The organism is Micromonospora sp. NPDC049359 (genome assembly GCF_044466585.1).
Classification (GTDB): Bacteria; Actinomycetota; Actinomycetes; order Mycobacteriales; family Micromonosporaceae; genus Micromonospora.
On sequence record NZ_JBITMW010000001.1, the window covers coordinates 263,512 to 282,825 of the forward strand.

At 68.6% G+C, this 19,314-nt stretch carries 17 protein-coding genes and 1 pseudogene; 14 read left to right on the forward strand and 4 right to left on the reverse strand.

Annotated elements, in window-relative coordinates:
- Positions 1-140 precede the first annotated feature (140 nt).
- From ACIBTX_RS01330 to ACIBTX_RS01385, 12 genes are all read left to right on the forward strand, one after another.
- Entirely contained in the window at positions 141-1,547 is a 1,407-nt protein-coding gene (locus ACIBTX_RS01330) for an APC family permease (protein ID WP_396831847.1), read from the forward strand.
- Positions 1,548-1,552: 5 nt separating this feature from the next.
- A complete protein-coding gene (locus ACIBTX_RS01335) occupies positions 1,553-2,557 on the forward strand; it encodes an acetamidase/formamidase family protein (protein WP_396832125.1) in 1,005 nt (334 codons plus the stop codon).
- 8 nt (positions 2,558-2,565) lie between these two features.
- Positions 2,566-3,246, forward strand: coding sequence for a GPP34 family phosphoprotein (locus tag ACIBTX_RS01340; protein ID WP_396831849.1), 681 nt, complete (start codon positions 2,566-2,568; stop codon positions 3,244-3,246).
- Positions 3,247-3,270: 24 nt separating this feature from the next.
- The gene (locus tag ACIBTX_RS01345) at positions 3,271-3,924 is read left to right on the forward strand and encodes a GNAT family N-acetyltransferase (protein WP_396831850.1); all 654 of its coding nucleotides are present in this window, start codon (positions 3,271-3,273) and stop codon (positions 3,922-3,924) included.
- Positions 3,925-4,053: 129 nt separating this feature from the next.
- The gene (locus ACIBTX_RS01350) at positions 4,054-4,935 is read left to right on the forward strand and encodes a hypothetical protein (protein WP_396831851.1); all 882 of its coding nucleotides are present in this window, start codon (positions 4,054-4,056) and stop codon (positions 4,933-4,935) included.
- A 178-nt stretch (positions 4,936-5,113) separates the two neighbouring features.
- Positions 5,114-5,554, forward strand: a complete 441-nt coding sequence (locus ACIBTX_RS01355; protein ID WP_396831852.1) for a DUF4254 domain-containing protein — start codon at positions 5,114-5,116, stop codon at positions 5,552-5,554.
- Positions 5,551-7,458 carry a hypothetical protein gene (locus ACIBTX_RS01360; RefSeq protein ID WP_396831853.1) on the forward strand — a complete coding sequence of 636 codons (1,908 nt, stop codon included), beginning with the start codon at positions 5,551-5,553 and terminating at the stop codon, positions 7,456-7,458. The genes ACIBTX_RS01355 and ACIBTX_RS01360 overlap by 4 nt, the downstream gene beginning before the upstream one ends.
- Positions 7,455-8,009 (forward strand): phosphoribosyltransferase, encoded by a 555-nt coding sequence (locus ACIBTX_RS01365; RefSeq protein ID WP_396831854.1) that lies wholly within the window; start codon positions 7,455-7,457, stop codon positions 8,007-8,009. Before ACIBTX_RS01360 ends, ACIBTX_RS01365 begins: the two co-directional genes overlap by 4 nt.
- Positions 8,006-9,082 (forward strand): glycosyltransferase family 9 protein, encoded by a 1,077-nt coding sequence (locus ACIBTX_RS01370; protein WP_396831855.1) that lies wholly within the window; start codon positions 8,006-8,008, stop codon positions 9,080-9,082. The genes ACIBTX_RS01365 and ACIBTX_RS01370 overlap by 4 nt, the downstream gene beginning before the upstream one ends.
- The gene (locus ACIBTX_RS01375; protein WP_396831856.1) at positions 9,058-10,212 is read left to right on the forward strand and encodes a hypothetical protein; all 1,155 of its coding nucleotides are present in this window, start codon (positions 9,058-9,060) and stop codon (positions 10,210-10,212) included. Before ACIBTX_RS01370 ends, ACIBTX_RS01375 begins: the two co-directional genes overlap by 25 nt.
- Positions 10,209-10,955 carry an SDR family NAD(P)-dependent oxidoreductase gene (locus tag ACIBTX_RS01380; RefSeq protein WP_396831857.1) on the forward strand — a complete coding sequence of 249 codons (747 nt, stop codon included), beginning with the start codon at positions 10,209-10,211 and terminating at the stop codon, positions 10,953-10,955. The genes ACIBTX_RS01375 and ACIBTX_RS01380 overlap by 4 nt, the downstream gene beginning before the upstream one ends.
- A complete protein-coding gene (locus ACIBTX_RS01385; RefSeq protein ID WP_396831858.1) occupies positions 10,952-11,539 on the forward strand; it encodes a histidine phosphatase family protein in 588 nt (195 codons plus the stop codon). The genes ACIBTX_RS01380 and ACIBTX_RS01385 overlap by 4 nt, the downstream gene beginning before the upstream one ends.
- Here ACIBTX_RS01385 and ACIBTX_RS01390 read toward each other — a convergent pair.
- From ACIBTX_RS01390 to ACIBTX_RS01405, 4 genes and pseudogenes are all read right to left on the reverse strand, one after another.
- Positions 11,522-11,968: an NUDIX domain-containing protein gene (locus ACIBTX_RS01390; protein WP_396831859.1), complete on the reverse strand. Its 447-nt coding sequence runs from the start codon at positions 11,966-11,968 to the stop codon at positions 11,522-11,524. The genes ACIBTX_RS01385 and ACIBTX_RS01390 overlap by 18 nt on opposite strands.
- 260 nt (positions 11,969-12,228) lie before the next feature.
- Positions 12,229-12,686: pseudogene (locus tag ACIBTX_RS01395) on the reverse strand (transposase); the annotation flags it as partial.
- 467 nt (positions 12,687-13,153) lie between these two features.
- Complete coding sequence (locus ACIBTX_RS01400; protein WP_396831860.1) at positions 13,154-14,623, reverse strand: tyrosine-type recombinase/integrase; 1,470 nt, start codon at positions 14,621-14,623, stop codon at positions 13,154-13,156.
- A gap of 199 nt (positions 14,624-14,822) precedes the next feature.
- Positions 14,823-15,146, reverse strand: coding sequence for a helix-turn-helix domain-containing protein (locus ACIBTX_RS01405; protein ID WP_396831861.1), 324 nt, complete (start codon positions 15,144-15,146; stop codon positions 14,823-14,825).
- A gap of 1,395 nt (positions 15,147-16,541) precedes the next feature.
- Between ACIBTX_RS01405 and ACIBTX_RS01410 the strand changes: the two genes are divergently transcribed.
- The gene (locus tag ACIBTX_RS01410) at positions 16,542-17,408 is read left to right on the forward strand and encodes a hypothetical protein (RefSeq protein ID WP_396831862.1); all 867 of its coding nucleotides are present in this window, start codon (positions 16,542-16,544) and stop codon (positions 17,406-17,408) included.
- A gap of 513 nt (positions 17,409-17,921) precedes the next feature.
- The gene (locus tag ACIBTX_RS01415) at positions 17,922-18,776 is read left to right on the forward strand and encodes a replication-relaxation family protein (protein ID WP_396831863.1); all 855 of its coding nucleotides are present in this window, start codon (positions 17,922-17,924) and stop codon (positions 18,774-18,776) included.
- The last annotated feature ends 538 nt before the right edge of the window (positions 18,777-19,314 follow it).

The window sequence follows — 19,314 nt, forward strand, 5'->3', positions numbered from 1 at the left end:
TGTAGCCACCACCAGTGACGAGTGGAGTGGCTGCCACAGCAACGTCAACCGCGAATGCCCGTCGCTGTCGGGTCGTTGACGACCACCCGGCAGGCGTCTCCGCGCCCTGCCCGCGCTTCTCATCCTCGTGAGGATTACCGATGACAACCTCGAACGACCTGGCCCGCTACGGCTATCGGCAGGAACTCAGCCGCCAGCTGCGGTTTCGGGACCTGTTGGCGTACGGCTTGGTGTACATGGTGCCGATCGCGCCGATGGCGATCTTCGGCAGCGTCTATGCGGGCTCCGGCGGCATGGTGGCCCTCGCCTACGCCATCGGTGTGGTGGCCCTGGTGTTCACCGCGTTCTCGTACGCGCAAATGGTGAAGGCGTTCCCGATGTCAGGCAGCGTCTACAACTACGCCGGTCGGGGCATCAGCCCGCCGGTGGGGTTCCTCGCCGGCTGGGTGATCCTCCTCGACTACGTGCTCGTTCCTGGCCTGCTGTACCTGGTGGCGTCGGTGGCGATGCACTCTACGGTGCCGACGGTGCCGGTGTGGCTGTGGCTGCTCGGGTTCGTCGCGGTCAACACCATCGTCAACTCGGTCGGCATCCGCATGACGGCGGTGGTCACTCGGGTGATGCTCGTCGGTGAGCTGATCGTCTTGGCGTTGTTCTTGGTCGTCGCCGGTTGGGCCCTCGCGACGGGTAGGGGCCGGTTCAGCTGGGACGCGTTCTACAACGCCGACACCTTCACCTGGTCCCTCCTGGCGGGGGCGGTGTCAATCGCGGTGCTGTCGTTCCTGGGCTTCGACGGCATCTCCATGTTGGCGGAGGAGACCCGTGACGGCGCCCGGCAGATCGGCCGGGCGATGGCGGCCGTGCTCGTCCTGGCGGGGGTGCTGTTCATCGCGCAGACGTGGCTCGCGGCGATGCTCGTGCCCAACCCCGGCGGGCTGCTGGCCGAGGGCGATGTGAACGGCAACGCGTTCTACGATTCCGCCGCGGTGGCCGGCGGAAGCTGGCTGGCGACGGTGTGCGCGGTGGCGACCGCGATCGCTTGGGGTTTGCCGAACTCGATGGTCGCGCAGATCGCCACGTCCCGGCTGCTGTACGCGATGGCCCGTGATAGGCAGCTCCCCGCGTTCCTGGCGAAGGTGTCGGTGCGCCGCAGCGTGCCGATCAACGCGACCCTGCTCACCGGCGTCGTGTCCCTCGCCCTGGGCCTGTACATGGCGACGCGGGCGGATGGGATCACGCTGTTGTCGTCGCTGATCAACTTCGGGGCGATGGTGGCGTTCCTGGTCCTGCACGTCTCCGTGGTCGTGCACCACCTGATCCGCCGTCGCAGCGGCAACTGGTTCGCGCACCTGCTCATGCCCGCCATCGGGTTCGTGATCCTCGCCTACGTCGTGGTCAACGCCAACATCGCCGCCCAGCGCCTCGGCCTGGCCTGGCTGTCCCTGGGCATGGTCGTCCTGGCCGGCCTGTACCTGACCGGCCGCCGGCCGGTGCTGTCCGGCCTGGCCCCCACCCAGGCCGCCGGGCGTGACATGGAGCGGGTGTGATCTCGATGAGCCACTTCACCTACCGGCCCGCCCGCGACGAGTTGGCCTACACCTTCGGCGGCCGTCTCCCGGTGGCCCACGTCCGCTCCGGCGATGTGTTCACCGTGCACACGCAGGACTGCTTCGGCGGTCTCGTGCGGGGGCCGGCGGACCTGCCGTCGCAGGTGTGCCAGATGCCGTATCTGAACCCGGTGTCGGGGCCGTTCTTCGTGGAGGACGCCGAGCCCGGCGACACCCTCGCCGTGCACCTCGTGTCGATCCAACCTGCCCGAAACTGGGGTGTATCGGCGACCTTCCCGTACTTCGGGGCACTCACGTCGACCTCGCACACAGCCACGTTGCAGCCGCCGCTGGACGAGCGGGTGTGGGTGTACGACATCGACCGGCACGCGGGCATCGTCCGTTATCGGGCCACCGCCAGCGAGCACACCATCGAGCTGCCGCTGGATCCCATGATCGGCACCATCGGCGTAGCCCCAGGTGGCATGGAGTCCCGCTCCACGATCGTTCCGGACTATTACGGCGGGAACCTCGACACCCCGGAACTGCGCGCCGGAACCACCCTGTATCTCGGGGTGAACGTGCATGGGGCGATGCTCGCCCTCGGCGACGGTCACGCCCGCCAAGGCCACGGCGAAGCCTGCGGCGTCGGCGTGGAGATCGCCACGGTCACCACCCTCGCCGTCGAGGTCATCAAGGGTGCCGCCACCGCCTGGCCGCGCCTGGAAAGCGACAAGACCATCATGTCGGTCGGCTGCGCCCGCCCCCTGGAGGACGCCTACCGCATGGCCCACCAGGACCTCACCGCCTGGACCGTCGACCTGTGCGGCCTACAAGTGCTCGACGCCTATCAGCTCATCTCGCAGGCCGGGCGGGCACCCATCGGCAACGTCTGCGACCCCAACTACACCCTCCTGGCCGCCGTCGACAAAGCCCTCCTCCCGCAGCCGCAGCCTGCCTACCGCGACGCGCACGCCCGGCTGCGGGCCCTTGCCGCAGTCCAGGAATAGGGCATGTGATGACCGCGTCGATACCTCAGTTGTCGCTGCGCGACGAGCTGTTCCTGCTCGGGCACCACGACGACACCGGCCAGCCGCACCTGCATCGTCAAGCCTTGGCCCTCGGCATGGCCGGCGCAGTGCTGATCGACCTGTTCCTCGCCGGACGGGTCACCCTCGACTCCTACGGCGACCATCCGGCCGCGGACAGGTGGCTACGCCTGAACTCCGATCGGGCAGTCGGTGACCTGATCGCCGACACCGCCCTCGCCGCGATCCATCACTCCCGGACCACCCCGACCGTGAAGGCGTTCCTGCGTAGCTTCGCCGACGACCTGTACGAACGCACTCGCGCCGGACTCGTCGCCGCCGGGATCCTGCGCCATACCGCCCGCCGCCGCCTCGGCGGCCTAGTCCGCGCCGACGCCTACCTGGCCACCGACACCAAGTGGGCCGTCGTCGCCCGCGCCCGGCTGCGCTACCTCGCCGCCGGCCGTGAGCAACCGGACAACCACACCGCCGCGCTCGCCGGACTCGTCGCCGTCCTCGGCCTCGCCGACCATCTCTACCTCGACGACGACATCGCCACCCTCACCGCTCACCTGAAGACCATCGCCGCCCAACACCACCGCCCCATCCGGGAGATCACCGCCGCCGTCGACGCCGCGATCGGTGACCTCGCCACCGCCACCTACCGATAGACCGTCGAGAGGGACGACAACGCCGTGGACTCAAGCGTTCGTATCCGCGCCGCCCGCTGGACAGACAGACAGGCCGTCGCCGCGTTGATCGCCGACGCCCTGCACCCCAGCCCGCTCGGAGCCTGGCTGGTACCGGACGCGGCGCAGCGCCGCCAGGTGATGACCGACGTCATCGCGGTGTGGGTGGAGCACGCGATGTTCTTCGGCGACGTACACCTCACCGACGACCTCACCGCCGCCATCGTCGGCTTTCACCGCTACCGACCGATCCCGCCACCGGCCAACTACCCGACCCGCCTCGTGGAGGCCGCCGGAGCACACGCTGAGCGCTTCACCGCCCTTGAGTGCCTGATCGCACAGCAGCAGCCCACCGAACCGCACTACCACCTGGCGCTCCTCGCCGTATCCCCAAAGCAGCAGAAGGCCGGCTGCGGCAGCGCCCTGCTCAGCCATCACCGCGCCTGCCTCGACCGCATCGGCATACCCTCCTGGACCGCCGTTCCCGCAGAACCGGAGCACCTGCTCGCCCGCTATGGGTACATGCTCCGCCCGCCCCTCACCGTGCCGAACGGGCCGAGCCTGCGACCTATGCGCCGCAACCCCCACCACGCCAGCAAAACCATGCCGGCCAATCCCGCGCGCCCGGTCGATGACCGCTGGCAAGACCAGCACGCCTAACCCGCCCACCCCCCTCGGACAGATCATCGCCTTCCCTGCACTCACCGGACTCGTCAGCGCCCTCACCTTCACAACGCCAGCACTGCCGTCGCCACCGACTGCTCAGTGCCAGGGAGGAACCCCGACACCGTGATAGCCACCCCGACTGCCCCCGCCCGCCGCCTGGCCGTCAGCCTGCTCGGCAGCATCCTCCTCACCGGCTGCCACACCACCACCCCGGCCCACCAGAAGCCCGCGTCAACGCCGCCCGCAATAGCCGACAGCCGGACTGTCGCCACGCAGCCGGCCACTACCGGGCCGGGTCTCACGCCGTCACAACGGCTGACCGCCCTCGCCAACACCGTCACCGCCACGCCCGGCGACACCACCACCGCTCGCCCTTACACCTACCTGCACACCCAGTCCTGGACCCGCGCCACCAACGCCATCACCCGCACCGACCTGCGCCAATGGCGCCGCGACATCGACGGCTCGGGCCAGGAAAAGGTTCGACGCCTCCCCGACCTGCCGGGACTGAACCACCAACCCGAGCGCCACGAGCCGGCCCTGTTCACGCAGGCGCCTGAGGCAACGACCAAGCACCTGTCAGGCGGCCTACATCCGTACCTGTCCGAGCCGCTGCCCAGTGATGCGCACACCCTCGCCGACATGCTCGCCCCCAGGGAACTGGCCAACGAACCGGCTTACCCGCGGCTACTCGCCAACGGCGTCGTCGCACTCGCGAGCACCCAGTACCTCAACCAAGCCCAACGGGCCACAAGCCTGCGCGTCCTCGCGGCCATCCCCGGCATCACCTATCGAGGACCGAGCGCCGACATCGTCGGCCGCACCGGCCTGACCTTCACGATCACCGCCGACGGATCCACGTCCCAACTGCTGGTCAATTCGCACAGTGGCGAGATCCTCGCCGCGCACGAGCGGCTGAGCGGGCGCCGGCCGGGCTTGTTCTCCATTGTCCTCATCCTCGAACGCGGCCACACCACCGACACCGCCACCACCCTCCGGCCCTGACAGGCCGAGCACCAGCCGCCGCCCTACCTAGGATCAAGGAGGCTCACCCATGCCCCTCCGTTCCGTCGGTGACCCACCACTCGCCCCCGACCCGCAGCGTTGTCCACCGCTGCCCACCTCTGACCTGATCACCAGCACGTTTGGCGGCCGTCCGCAGGTTCTGCCAGAGGCTTGGGCGGTGCCCCTCTACACGGCGTCCCGGCTCGCCTCGCACCACCGCGAACAATGGGCGGCGGAGACAATCTCCCGCGACCCAGCCGCTGACGACCACGTGGTGGCTGCTGCCAAGAGATCGATCGATCGTCTCAACGCCACGCGCGTCGCTCTCATCGGGGAGATCGATTCCTGGGTTGAGCGTGTGATCCGGTCTCCGGGCGGGGCACCGTTGCACACCGAGACGATCGGCTCCGTAATCGACCGCATGGCCATCGCGTGGGTTCGGTGGAGGCGATTCTCGGAGACCGCCAAGCTGGACCCGAACCAAGTCGATCCTTCGCTGGCGCTCCAGCAGTTCACCGAGCTCACCGAAGCCTTCGACACCCTTGTGCTTGACATTTATGAAGGTCGCCGCCGCATTCCTCACTGGCGCACGCTCAAGAGCTATCGGGAGCGGCGATGAGGATCGCCGTCACCCTCAACGGCGCCGACAATGTCGGCAAGACCACGAACGCCCGCTGGCTGGCGTCGGCGATGCCAGATGTCGAGTTCACCGGGACAGTCGATCGGTGGGACCGGCGATGGGCCGAGGTGTCGCGACGAGACTTCAGTCAGTGGTGGTTCGTCGACAGCACCACCGACGAACACATCGACCTCGTCTTCAGCTCCCACGCCGCACGGTGTGCCGGTGGCGGCCCCTTGGCTTTGGAGGACCGCGGTTGGCCGATGCTTGTGGCGACCTGCGCGGCGACAGCGGCGGTCAAGGACGGCATCTCCACCGCCGAGGCGCTCGCCCAAGTTGAGGCCAAAGCACGTCGCTATGCCCCCGCGCCGCGCCGTGAGCTACACCTGCTGCTGCGCCACAGCGACCAGCCGGTCGCCGAGGCGCACCACGCCGTGGCACGCGAGCCTGTGCCGACCACCGAACGCTACGTCGAGTACCAGCGGCGACTGGCCGAGGCGATCGACCTTCAAGTCGATGGCGGGGACTACCAGGCCATCGTGGTGCGCGGGCAGCGCCCACTCCTTGATGTGCAGTGCGAAATCCGCAAAGTCCTGACGCAACTCGACGTGCCCGTCGTTCCGCTGCAGCCAGACCGGATCCAGCACCTATGGGTGCTCGCTGGTATGTCTGAGAGTGGTAAGAGTACGGCCGGTGAGTTGCTACGCACGGAGCACACAGCCACCCGGCTGAAGATCGGCTACCTCATGCAGCTTGCCGCCGATCGGCTTGGTGCGGCAGATCCGTATCGCGAATGGGACGAGCTAACCCAGGCGCAGATGCTCACAGAAGAGGTCCTGCGGTTCGCCGCGATGAACCCGGGCTCGCACCGGATCAGCCTGGAAAGCGCGCACCGCTTCGACGCCACAGCACACCTCCGCAGGATCTGGGGTGCGCGCTGCGAGATTGTGTTCCTCCGCCTTCCGGACAGGCTTCGCGCGCAGCGCGCCACCGAGGCAATAGAGTCGCTCTCCGCCCGCGACTCGATCAAGCAAAGCCGGGGCGGAGACCGCATCGCGTCGATCGCCGATACGGTCATCGATAACGGCCACAGCCTGGCCGCGCTGAAGAGGGCGGTCACGGAAGTTGTTCACCCCAGGTCCGGGGCCAGGATTCCACCGCACGCGGGCACGGCCATCCCCGAGGCCCTGCAACCGATACTCGCCGACTGCGTCGCCGGACTGACCGATTCTGAGACCGCGCTCGTCGCCGCCACCGGGAGCCTCGCCCATCAGGGCTGGCAATCGGGGTGGAGCGACATCGACCTCCTTGTTGTACGCGACACGCTGCCGCTGCACTGGCTCCAGACCAGGCGTGTACCCCAGAGCGGACCGGCCGGGGAGAAGATCGCACTGTCGTCGTTCACCACCCGGGAGATGCTCGCCGGGTTGGTCCCACCCCGAGTACTGCACGCGGTGCGGCAGATAGCCCGCGATGGCTGCGGCCTGCTCTACCGCCGAAGTGACCTCGTCCTCAACGCCTTCGACGCACCAACCGACGACCGCGCCTCACGCGGCGAGCTGCCGCTCGTGGCGATGGTGTTGCGGCGGCTCGCCGCGAACCCCGAGCCCGATGTCCGCGCTGTCTACAAGCACGTCGTGCTGATCATGAAGATCATTTTGCGCGCCGACGGGGTGGACCTCGACGCCAGCGAGGAGGTCCGTCTCGCCTTCACCACCAGCCATCGGGACGCCGACATCGACCTCCCGTCGGTGGCCGAGGTCAGTGGCGACCGGTGGCGGCAGGACGAAACCCTCTCCCGTCGGGTCTGCGGAGCCGCCGCCAAAATCCTCGCCTACCACGACGTGCTCGGCTGCTCGGTCGCGTCCAACACGCCCCAGACGGAAGGATCAGATCCTCGATGACCACCGCCTTTGACGATGTTCTGCACGCCGATCGGGTGACCCGGCTCGGGGTGGGAGACACCACTCGTCCGATCCGCGTCGTCCACGGCCTTGATGGCATCCGCACCGACGTGGCCGCCGAACAGGTCCTGGCGACGGGACGCAACTTGTGGAAGCGATGGTGCGAGCACCCGGCGTACCGGCCGCACGATCTTCTCCTGGGCCTAGACGCCGGCGGCATCGTGCCGACAATCGCGGTGGCCTGGGCCAGTGGTAGCCAGTACCGGCTCGCCTGGAAAGTCAACCTCGACCTACCCGGGAAGCTCGTGTTCCACGAGCCGCATGCCCGGCGTCTTGAGGTCTTCGCCTACGGCGACTTCGAAGGACTGCGCGTCCTCATCGTGGACGACGAGATCACCACCGGGCTCACTCTGGCCAATCTCGTCGAGGCACTCCGCGCGGCCGGCGCCGACATCACCGGCGTGCTCTGCCTCGTCGAAGACACCGCTGGCGAGGGCCGACAGCTACTCGAGCGCGATGGGGTCCCGCTGTGCGTACTGACAACGCTGTGACCCTCGTCGAGGAACCGGTGTGCCACCGCGGCGGGCGGTACCTCGTCCGACGTGAACAGGCGCCACTCGGCCGGCTCCTGCCGTACCGCCGGGCCAACGGAGAGACCCCACCCCGGCGGGCACACCTCGACGCGGTGCGTCAGACCGGGTGGCGTGCCGACTTCGGCTCTCGCGGACTCGGCGACCTGCTGCTCGGCCTCGCCATGGCACAGGCGCTTCACGACGCCACACACGATCAGTTCGGAACCCTGGAGTACGCCGGCAGCCGAGCGGAACTGATCGCCCGGTGCACCCTTCCAGTAACGGTCACGGGCGGCGACGGGCACCAACTGGGCACGCTCGGCAGCGAAGACGCCTTGGAATTCGACGCGGTACCGGAATCGCCTCCAACGCTGCTCGACCTCATCGACGCCGACACTGTCGAGGTCCATGCCGCGCTGCCGATGCGCTACTACCTCCACATCGAGCAAGCCCTCGGCATCAGGCTCCCCGCATCCGATGACCCGTCCCCCAGGTTCCGGTCATCGGTCGCAGCGCCCAAGCCACTCCACGTGATCTTCGTAGCCACGACGAGTCGCCCCGACCGCAAGGACTACGGCATCGACAACTTCGTCGCCCTCGCCGAACATCTGTCGGCCCGCCACTCGGATGCCTGGCGCTTCAGCCTGGTGACACCACCGGGCCACCAGCCTCCGGCGTCCGTAGGGCAGATTGAGGTACTTCACGGACCAACGGCGGTCGACTGCATTGACCTGTTCGCCGCCGCCGAGCTGGTCATCGGCAACGACACCGGCCTGACCCATCTCGCCGCGCTCACCATCCGAGCGGACGGCACCCAGCCACATGTGGTCGGCCTCTACGGACGGCACGGCTACGCCAAGTGGATCACCGGATCACCAGGCCACCACGCGGTGGCCACCCCGTTCTCGCACCTGATGTCGCTCGCCGACGCGTGTCCCGTGCGCGACCGCTACGACGACACTCTCTGGGCCACCGCGAGTGACCTTCGCGCCATCCCCGCCAAAGTCGTAGCCGACTTTGCGGGGCAGTGCGCCGGCTGGTGGCAACGATGATCCGCGTCGGCCGCTACCGCCGCTTCACCATGAACCGCACCTTCCACCTCGACATCGGCGCACACCGCCTCTTCGCCAAGGTGAACCCGAACCCCATGGAGGCTGCGGCCGAAGTCGCCGGGTACCACCGAATCCGCCACCACTACCGGCTACCGAGGCTGCATTCCCAACACCGCGTAGGGCACTGGACCCTCACCCTCTACGACCGCCACCAACCCGATCTTCCCGACACCGGCCTGCTCCTCGACGCCCTCACGTCCACCGGCCCCGACAGCGCGGCCAACCTCGACTGCGGGCTCGACGCGATCTTCCGGCACTACCGCCGAACCATCGACGCGACCATCTGCCGAGTCCCCGCCACACGCGCCAACAGCAAGCTCTACCGCGACCGGGCCCAGCCTGGCGGCAGGCTGGACCACTACTACGGCCACAACCCAATCCTGCTCAAACTTACCGACGCCGACGGTCTCCGGCCCTCCGAGCTGCGGGAGACCACCCTCACGGTCAACGGACAGCCCCGACGGCTCGACCTTCCTGCCCTTGTCAGCGAGCTACGCGACGCCTTCCACCCGGACGAGCAGGTTTGGGCCGCGATGACCCAGGGCGACCCCACCGACCTCAACATCGGCCTCGACGCCGACAACCAGCCCGTCTGGTTCGACTACGACACCGCAGGCCTCAACGCCATCCCCGGCGAGATCGCCTGCTTCCTCTGGTACCAGAGACTGCACGGCGCCTGGCTCGTCCCTCACTACAACACCGACGCCTACACCGACCACAGGAAGGCACTCGCCGAAGCTGTCGAACCCACCGTACGGCTCAGAAGACTCTCCCACCGAGCCGTCGGCATCGACTACCAGCACCAACCATCGCCGGCCCGGCAGCAAGCCATCACCCGATACCTCACGACGCTCGCCCGGCCGCTCGCACGCTCCGTCGCCACGGATCTACTCACCTGGATACGCCCGTACCTCGCTATGCGAATCCTCGCGGTATACCCACTTCAGCTCCTGGAACCCCGCGACGCCGCTCTGTCGCTGGGCCTCCTCGCCGACCTCTACGCACCCGACGCCGACCTGGAGCAGATTCTCGCACTCACCACTCAGACGCCAGCGGAGCCGCCCTTATGAGCCGCCCCATCGCCGTCATCACCGGAGCAGGCACAGGCATCGGAGCGGCCATCGCTGCCCAGCTGTCCGCCGACTTCGACCTCATCCTGACCCACCGATACGACGACACCAACCTCGCCGCGGTCGTCGAGGCCGCACGCCGCCACGGCGCACAGACCCACACCATCGCCGGCGACCTGACCGCCGCCGACACCCAGACCACACTCCGCGCCACCATCGAGCAACACGCCGCCCAACTCGCGGTCCTGATCAGCAACGCCGGCGCGTACCCACGCATCCCCTGGAGCCGGACGGACCTCAACGTCCTTCGCGACCAATTCGAACTCAACCTCGTCACGCACGCCGCCGCGATCCGCGCCGCCACACCAGCCTTCATCGCCAACGACTACGGCCGCATCATCGTCGTCTCCTCAGTCATGACCCAGCTTGGACGCGTCGACCTCGCCGGCTACATCGCCGCGAAAAGCGGCCTGGAAGGACTCGTCCGCGCGCTCGCCCGCGAACTCGGCCCCCACAACATCACCGTCAACACCGTGCGGCCCGGCTCGATCGAGGTTCCCGCAGAACACAGCGTCGTACTCGATCACCAGGCCATGGTCCGACGCCAGCTCGACCGACAGTGCATCAAACGACGGGGCCAACCCTCGGACGTCGCCGCCGCCATCGCGTTCCTGTCCACCCCGGAAGCGGGATTCATCACCGGCCAAGCGATCAACGTCGACGGCGGCTGGCACCTGTCATGACGACCCTCTGGATCCGCCACGGAACCAGCCGCGACGGAATCACCCGCCCCCACGCCCATGCCCGCCCCGACACACCCCTCAGCGCGCGCGGCGCGGCACAGATTGCCGCCACGGCCCACGCACTTCGTGACCGAGGTGTCCAGCCTGCAATCGTGTTGACCAGCCCGCATCCGCGCGCCGCCACAAGCGCAGAGATCCTGGCCGCGCTGCTCGGCGTGCCGCGCGCCACCCCAAACCCGCTCTACGCCGAGTGGCGCGCCCCCGACTGTGTCCTCGGTAAAGGACCTGATGAGTACCCATCTGAGTACCAGACCTGGCGTACGGACCGGCTCCGCGACCCGGACTCGGCCCTGGCCGGGGGCGAGAGCCTCACAGCGCTCTACGGACGGGCGATGGCCGCCGCAGTGGTCCTCGGGCACCTCGCCGGACGAAACACCGCCTTGATCGTCTCGCACCGAGTGTTCATCGGCGCGGTCGCAGCCATCACCGCCGGAGCGAATCGCCCTCAGGACGTGTTCGAAGCTGCGCGCCGATTCACGCTCGCACCGGCAGGGACCTGGCCCGCCTTAGCTGAAGTCCGATAGCAACGCGTCAGTGTTCGCAAGGATGAAATTTTTCAGAGCCTCAGGTTTCAGATCCACCTCAGAAAGGCGGTCGACGGCCACTCGGTCCAGGGCATAGCCACCGCGGCCCGGATCAGTGAATTCCGCACCCGTGCGAGCGCTCTCGTCTACCTGGGTGAGCCGGCAGGAGACGAAGTGCTGTACGGACACCCCCTCCCCGGACGGTGAGCTGAACAAGAAGACCTGGCTAAGCTGCTCTGCCTCCGCGCCCAACTCCTCCCGCAGCTCGCGGCGCAGGGCTGCATCGAGGGATGCGTCAGTCGGTTCAAGGCCGCCACCGGGCGCGGTCCAGTAAGGGGCTTGGCCTGGCTTCGTCCTTTTGATCAACACGAGCTGATTGCGTTCGTCCCACAGGATCGCCCGCACCGACCGACGTAGAACCTCACGCATGTAGACCCCTATCGACAGCTGGCAGGATGCAGGCGAATCGACGCTACACCGCGTGACCTACCAAGGACCCAAACCCTAACCTGACGGCGCTCTTCGAACTCCGCCTTACCCCGCCCCGCCAGCCACTAGCAACTGGCCTTTCCACGCGGAGACTGAGACCCTTTCTTCGTGACGAACCCCCACCGCCCACACGAGCTCGACACCTGGATCGAGCAAACCACTAGGGGCTGTCTCGCTAACGGTGTTTCCGGCGATCTTGGTTAGTAGGTTTCAGCGGCCGGGAAGCGGTCGCTGAAGGTGATGGCGAAGGCGTTCAACGCGGGTTTCCAGCGCATCGTCCATCGGGTTCTGCCTGCTCCGGTGGGTACAGGGACCGGGTTACCAGGTACAGACACTTCAACGCGGCCTGCTCGCTGTGGAAGTGGCCGCGGGCCTTGACAGCCCGCCGGTAGCGGGCGTTGAGGGACTCGATCGCGTTCGTGGAGCAGATGACCTTGCGGATTTTCAGGTCGTAGTCGAGGAACGGGATGAACTCGGCCCAGGCGTTGTGCCACAAGCGGATCACCGCCGGATATCGGCCGCGCCACCTGTCGGTCAGGTCGTCGAACGCCGCTCGGGCGGCGTCGACGTTGACTGCGGCGTAGATCGGCTTGATGTCGCGCTTCAACTCGTCCCAGTAGCGCCGTGAGGTCAGCCGGAACCTGGTGCGGATCAGGTGCTTGAGCAGCCCGTCCAGGCCCGTCAACGAAAGCCCTTGTTCCTTCGCAGCCCGCACCAGCTCGGCGGCGGCCTTTGCCTCCGCCGACGGCTCGGGCCGCTTGCTACTTCCGGTCTGGTCGTTCAGCGTCGCGGTCATCACGGCACCCTCCTCACCAGGCACAACGCCTGACGGGTCAGGCCGGAAACACCGTTAGATCAACACTCCCACCGGTGGCTCGCAGGCCAGATGTCTGGGCGTTCGATCCGGGCGATAGCCACACGAACCGAACCGTGGCCGATCCTGCGCCATGTAACCCGTGGTTTCGGACGGGACTGTCCCGGTGCCGGGCGCGACGAGCGTCGCCCGCCCGCCGCGATGCCCCCGCGCCCCGCTGATCCCAGAGATCCGGTCCAGGACCTACAGCGCCCCGCGTGTTCGCTCGCCTGACCGGGAGTCCGGCCGCTACCGCTTCGGTGACGGTGGGTTCACCCCGCCTTGCGGGGACCGCGGCGCCTTTTGTTGATCTTTTCCGCGACGGCGTCGGCGGCGTCCCGGTGCAGCTGCTTGGTCACGCTCTGGTAGGTGTCGCGGGTCAGGGTCGTGGTGGAGTGCCCGAGTTGGTCGGAAAGGACCTTGATGTCGACGCCGGCGTCGAGGGCGATGGTGGCGGCGCTGTGGCGCAGGTCGTGCAGCCGGATCGGCGGTAGGCCGGCCTTGCGGATGAGCCGGCGGAAGCGTTGGGTGACGGCGTTGGGGTGCCAGGGCTTTCCGTCGGGGCGGACGAAGAACAGGCCGGTGTCGGGCCACGCCGGGCCGGCGGCGAGTTGCCATTCGGCGCGGCGGGCCTTGTAGGCGGTGAGGACCTTCGCGGTGTCGGTGTCGAGGGCGACGTCACGGTTTCCGGCCCTGCTCTTGGGGGGTTTCTGCACGGGGGTGTAGCCGTGGGTGGCGATCTGGTTGTTGATGGTGGTCTCCCGGCGGTGCAGGCGGACCTCGCTGTCGCGCAGTCCGCAGGCCTCGCCACGGCGGGGTCCGCGGTAGGCCATGTAATGCCACATGGGATGCAGGTCCGGGGCGTGCCGTGCGGCGTGGTCGAGGAAGTCCACGACCTGCGCGTCGGTCCACACCATCACCGGTCCGGGCACCTCGCCGGTGTCCTTCCAACGCTGCACGCGTTCGTCCTCCCACACGATCGGCAGCGGTCGGTCACCCGGGGTCTTGACCAGCGCGGCCGGGTTGGAGCCGACGAGCAGTTCGTCGGCGAGGGCATCGTTGATGGCCTTGCGTAGGCAGGCGCGGATGCGCTGGCGGGTCGTGGGGCCGGTGGGCCGCACCCGGGCGACGGACCTGCGCACCGCCGGATCGGGGCTGGTCCTCGCGGCGCGGATGTCGTCGCTGCGGCGTTCGATAGCGGCGAACATGGCACGGACGTGGCTGGTGCGCAGTTTGTCCAGCGGAACCTCGCCGAGGTGCGGGATCAAATGCACCCGCACGATGGACTCGTAGCCGCCCAGGGTGTTGTCGTCCACGCTGAGGTGAGTCAGCCAGCCGGTGAGATAGTCCGCGACGGTGGGCGCGTCAGCGAGGGGGCCGTCGCCGCGCAGCCGCTGGCGGATCCGGTCGACCTCGGGCAGGGGCCGTTTGGTGCGTGCGGCGTTCTGGAGCAGGTCGCCGATCTCGGTCCGGCGGCGCCGGTCGCCTTTGGCGAGGGCGAGCAGGTCGCGGGCGTGGTCGAGTTCGTCGGCGGCGGCGCGGCGGGTGGGTAGGCCGGAGCGGCGTAGTTGCCGACGCCCGCCGTCGGCGGTGGGTGGAAGTTCGAGTTGGTAGGTCCAGTGGCCGTGCTCGAAACTCCAGGAGCGGTTCGGGCGGCGCAGCTTCGGGCAGTCGTTGCCGAGCGGCTTGCCGGTGTCAGGGTGGCGGCAGCCGCAGCGCTTGAAAATGCTTCCGTCAGGCATGGCAGGTGGTGCTCCTCGATCAGGTTGGGGTGCATCGGTTTCCGCTGATCGACATCCACGCGTCATCCGCGGGCACGATCAAGTCGCCGGATCCCGTCACGACAGGGTCCGGCTGAAGAGTGGGAGGGCTGGAGCAGAGGGCCCGCGTGGCTGTGGCACGAAGGCTGCACGGGTGGTGTCCGTCGGCACGGGAGGGCGCCTATGGCGGTGACTCCAGGGCGTCGGGGTTCCGCTGCGGCGCGGACGTGTCGCGGTCGTCCAGGTGCAGGGTGGCCAGCAGCGGGGCCGTGGGTATCCGGTAATGGGCGCCGACGCGGAAGTGCGGCACGGGGAACGCGTCGCGGCGGATCAGCTTGTATGCGGCGGAGCGGGACATGCCGAGCACCGCCGCGGCGGTGGCCAGGTCGGTGCTGGCGCCCAGGGCGCGGACCCGTTCGGCCGTCCACGTCGGCTCCCGCTCACCGCCGGCCGGTCCTTCTCCGGACTGAGGTGACAGGTTTCGAGTGCGTCTTGACGATCTCATCGTCATCTCCTCGGCGGTGAGTACGGGCGTACAGGCTCAGGCGCGGGGCGCACCGCGGTGAGGCCGGATGCGCTTCACGTCGCGCCGGTGAGGCGCTGACATCTGTAAACCCGCACTTGTGTGCTCTGGCGAACGCCTATGTGACTCACCACCCACTCACAGAGGCTCACAGCGCTGCCCGTCCGGCCACCCGTCCAGGGGCTGGCGCCGATCCCACGCGGATGGGCCACCGCCTCGGCGCCCACCACCCGGGCAGTGGCAGGAATCGGTGACACGGCGGGGGTGCGGCGGTCACGAATGCCGCGACAGCGTGTCCCCTGAGGGCTCGGCCAGGGCGCTCGCGTGTCACACGTCCAGCGGCGACGACCAGTCAGGCACTCTTGGGGGTCGATGGACACGATGTCCGCGGACATGTCCTTACCCGGCAGGCGCGGACACAGCCTGCGGACGGTTGAGACGCTCGTCCATGCGGCGCAGGGATGTCATGCCGGTTTGACCACCGCCACCACGGGACGGACTGTCGCGGTCGGCGCCAGCGTCACTCCGTGCCAGGAACACGCGCGTGGCCAAACTGTCCCCGCCCTGCTCAGCAACCACGCCGGACACGTTGTCAACGACGAACATCGATGACATGCGCGACGCCGCGGACACTCTGGCCGGACGTTGAGGACACCTTCCTCCCGCCTTGAGGCCATGGCCGCGCGCACGGAAACGGTCAACAGATCTCGACGTCATGTGACCGCCGGCCGATCGCGTGGCCGGACAAGGTGACGTAGCGCCACTGCCGACGTTCTTGTCCTTTCGGACACGGTCACCGCCGGATGCAGGGACAAGATGTCCATCGATCACCACCGTTGACACCGGGTCGCCCGTTCCCGGACAAGGCAGCCGTCACCGGTGGAGTCCTCATCACTGGTGCCTGCACCGGCGACCAACACGGGACGGTGCCAGGCACGATGGCCCCGCCCCGGGGACGCAGGAGGTGGTCGGGGCTCGCGCTACCACCGGCGTCGCCGTCGGCGTTCGGGCGTTGGCAGCGGGTGCAACGCCGCCGTGAGTCGCTGTGAGTCTTTGTGAGCGGCTGTGAGTCGCTGTGAGTGGTGGTGGGGCCCAACCATCGCAGCTTCGTCGCTGAGCCGTCTAAGTGCCGCGCTTGGCGTGCCTCAGTGGCTCACAGCCCTGCTCAGGCGTACCGCGACCCGTCCCGCATCGCCTGCCTAGTGCCGCCTCGCGTCCGGAGTTCGCGCGAGACACCGCAGCGGCCGGCTGGGCGCGAAAGCCGGCTTGACCTGCGCTGTGAGTGCCTGTGAGTCAGTCGTGGCGTAATCGGCATTCCAGCGTCGCCAGAACACGGCGGCGACGCCCGATGGCCTCACGAGCCTAGGAGTACTGATCATGAGTGTGTCCGACACGATCTTCCCTGCCGCACCCCTGGACGCCATCGACGTCGCGTTCGCCGCGCTGACCAGCAACCCTGTGCCCCTGTCCCTCGACCTCGACGAGTTCGGTCCGGATGACGGCCCGCCAAGAGGCGTCGTGGCGCTGCCGACGCTACGGGACTGGCTACTGGCCAACCCGCGCGCCTACACCGCTCGCGACGCGGTGTGGCGGGAGCTGATCCGTCGCGCCCGCCTGGACGGGCCGCAGTGGGTCATCGCCGCAGTCGGCATGGCAATGCCGGCGCTACGCCGCTACGCGAGACGGTTGTCCGACGGCTACCGCGGTGACCCCGACGACATCAGCGCGGAGATCCTCGCGGGATTCCTGGCGGCGCTGCGGGACCACGTGGATGTGACCCGCCGGGCACCGTACGCGTCGTTGTGCCGGGCCGGGTGGCGCGCCGGGCACGCGCTGCGCCAGCAGGCCAACGAGTTCGTTCCGGTCGAGGACGTAGAGCATGTCACGGGGCCCCGGACCCCGCGGGTGCCCTACGGGCATCCGGACGTGCTGGTACGCCGCGCGGCACGCCTGGGGATCCTCGACGCCGACGACGAGCAGCCCTACATCGACGTACGGCTGGGACGGCGAGCCATGGAACCCATCGCGGCCCAGATGGGCATCAGCACCGACGCCCTGCGCATGCGGCTGGGTCGCATCGACACCCGCCTCGCCGAAGCCCTCGCCAACGGCATGCTGACCGACGCGGCGTCCCCGCAGGCCGCCGAGGCGTTGGCCGCGCGAGCCGAACGCCGGGCCAGTCTGCGCGCCGCCAGCCGCCGCCGCCTCGCCACCACTACCGCCACCTCGACAGCAGTCGCCTAGGCCGGCTCCCTCTTCTCGCGGCGCCGTCACCCTCCCCGGTGAGGCTCCTGGGACGGATCACCTCAACTGAGAAAACCCCTCGTTGTGAGTGGCTGTGAGTGGCTGTGAGTGGGGCAGGCGTTCGCCAGAGCACACAAACGGCGGTTCCTTAATGACGGCGCCACAAGCCGCGCTCGGATTCTCGCCGTACCGCACGACCGGCCGGTGATCCGGCCGCGCGGACCAGCCAGCTGCGTGCCCGGGCACGGAACCGGCGAGCCGTTGCCCCGTCACGCGCTGCGACGCACGACCGCGGTGGCGTGATCCGCCCGAGGTGTGCCGCATCGACGCGGTCGCCCAGGCATTCATCCATCCCTGCCACCCTCTATCCGGGGTGGTGCCATCTTGGAGGTACCGGTCATGGCGACCACCTACCATCCCCAGTTCACTGTCCCGTCCACCCGACCGATCCCGGCGGAGCTGCTCCTCGCCGAAGCGGGCCGCATGCGACTGCCCGACTGATGGGCCGTCGAGATGCTCGCCGAGCACCGCGTCCTGACCACCGCGCAGCTCACCGCACTCGGCTTCGCCACCACCACGGCGTCAGCCACCCGACGTCTGACGATCCTCGCCCGCCGCGGCGGGATCGACCGCCTCTGGAACACCAGCACCGCGGCCACCACCGACACCTCGTGGTGCCTCGGCCCGATCGGCGCCCAACTCACCCCACTCGACGAAGACCACGACGTCACACCGGCGCAGGCCTACCGGGCCCGCGACCGGCTCCGCGAACACGCGGAGCTGCCCGGCATGCTGCAGGCCAACGCCTTCTTCGTCGACCTCGCGACCCGCGCGCTCACCGAACCCAGGAGTGACCTCCGCACCTGGGGGTCACCGCGCACCTGCCGACACGTCACCGCAGCGCGACATGCCGCCTGGCACGGCGAGTACATCCACGACCGCAACCGCCACGCGTTCTGGTACCAGCCCGACCCCGCCGAGATCCGTCCCGCCGACCTCGCCTACCGCGTCCACGCCTACCGGCACCTGGCCGAACAAACCGGCCTGGCGACCCTGCTGCTTCATACCGCCGACCCGCAGCGAGAGCAGGAACTGCGCCGCTACCTCGAGCGCCGCAACACGCGGCACCTCACCGTCGTCACCAGCAACCCCGAGCACGGCCATCCGGCCGACCCGGTCTGGCAGCCGATCGGCGAGACACACCGCCTCGCCCTGACCGACCTTCCCCACACCCCCGAGCAGTGGCCGCCCGACACCGTGACTTTCAAGGAGGTACGGCCCCGAGCCCCGCACCCCATCTACGACCCCGAGCGCCCCTACGAGGAATCCGTCGCCGACGGCGAGTACCACTACCCGCCGCGCCCCTGACCAACCGACCGCTGCTCCTCGACCGGCCCACCCGGGCCGGTCGAGGAGCAGACCGGGGCGGCCCACCGAAGCGCTTACCCGGTCACTGTCAGGAGGACTACCGGAGGTTGCTGTTCGCTTCGAACCCGAACGGCAACGCGTGCGGCTCTCACACCGCAGGTCGCAGGCGCTGTGACCAACTTCGATCGACGGCTGGCTGACTGCCCGTATCACCGGACGTTCGTCACACGCGCGAGACCAGGCAGGTTGGCATGTCCAACCAGGCTTGCGGACAGCGACTACGGACCTCCGGTTGCTTTCGCCCGCTGCAGCCCCGGGGCGCACCAACCTCACACCCACTCGCACCTGTGACCTTGGAGCAACAACGATGATCTCCCCGCACCGCGGACCTCACCAGCGTCACCGGCCCGACTCACACCCACCCTTACCGCGCCGTCTGGCCGAACCCGTTGTGCCCGGCGCTTCAGCGGTCAGTGCCGATCTCCGTTCTACCGTCCGTCTTGATCCTGACCCCCAACCTGACCCCTCACGGCCGCTC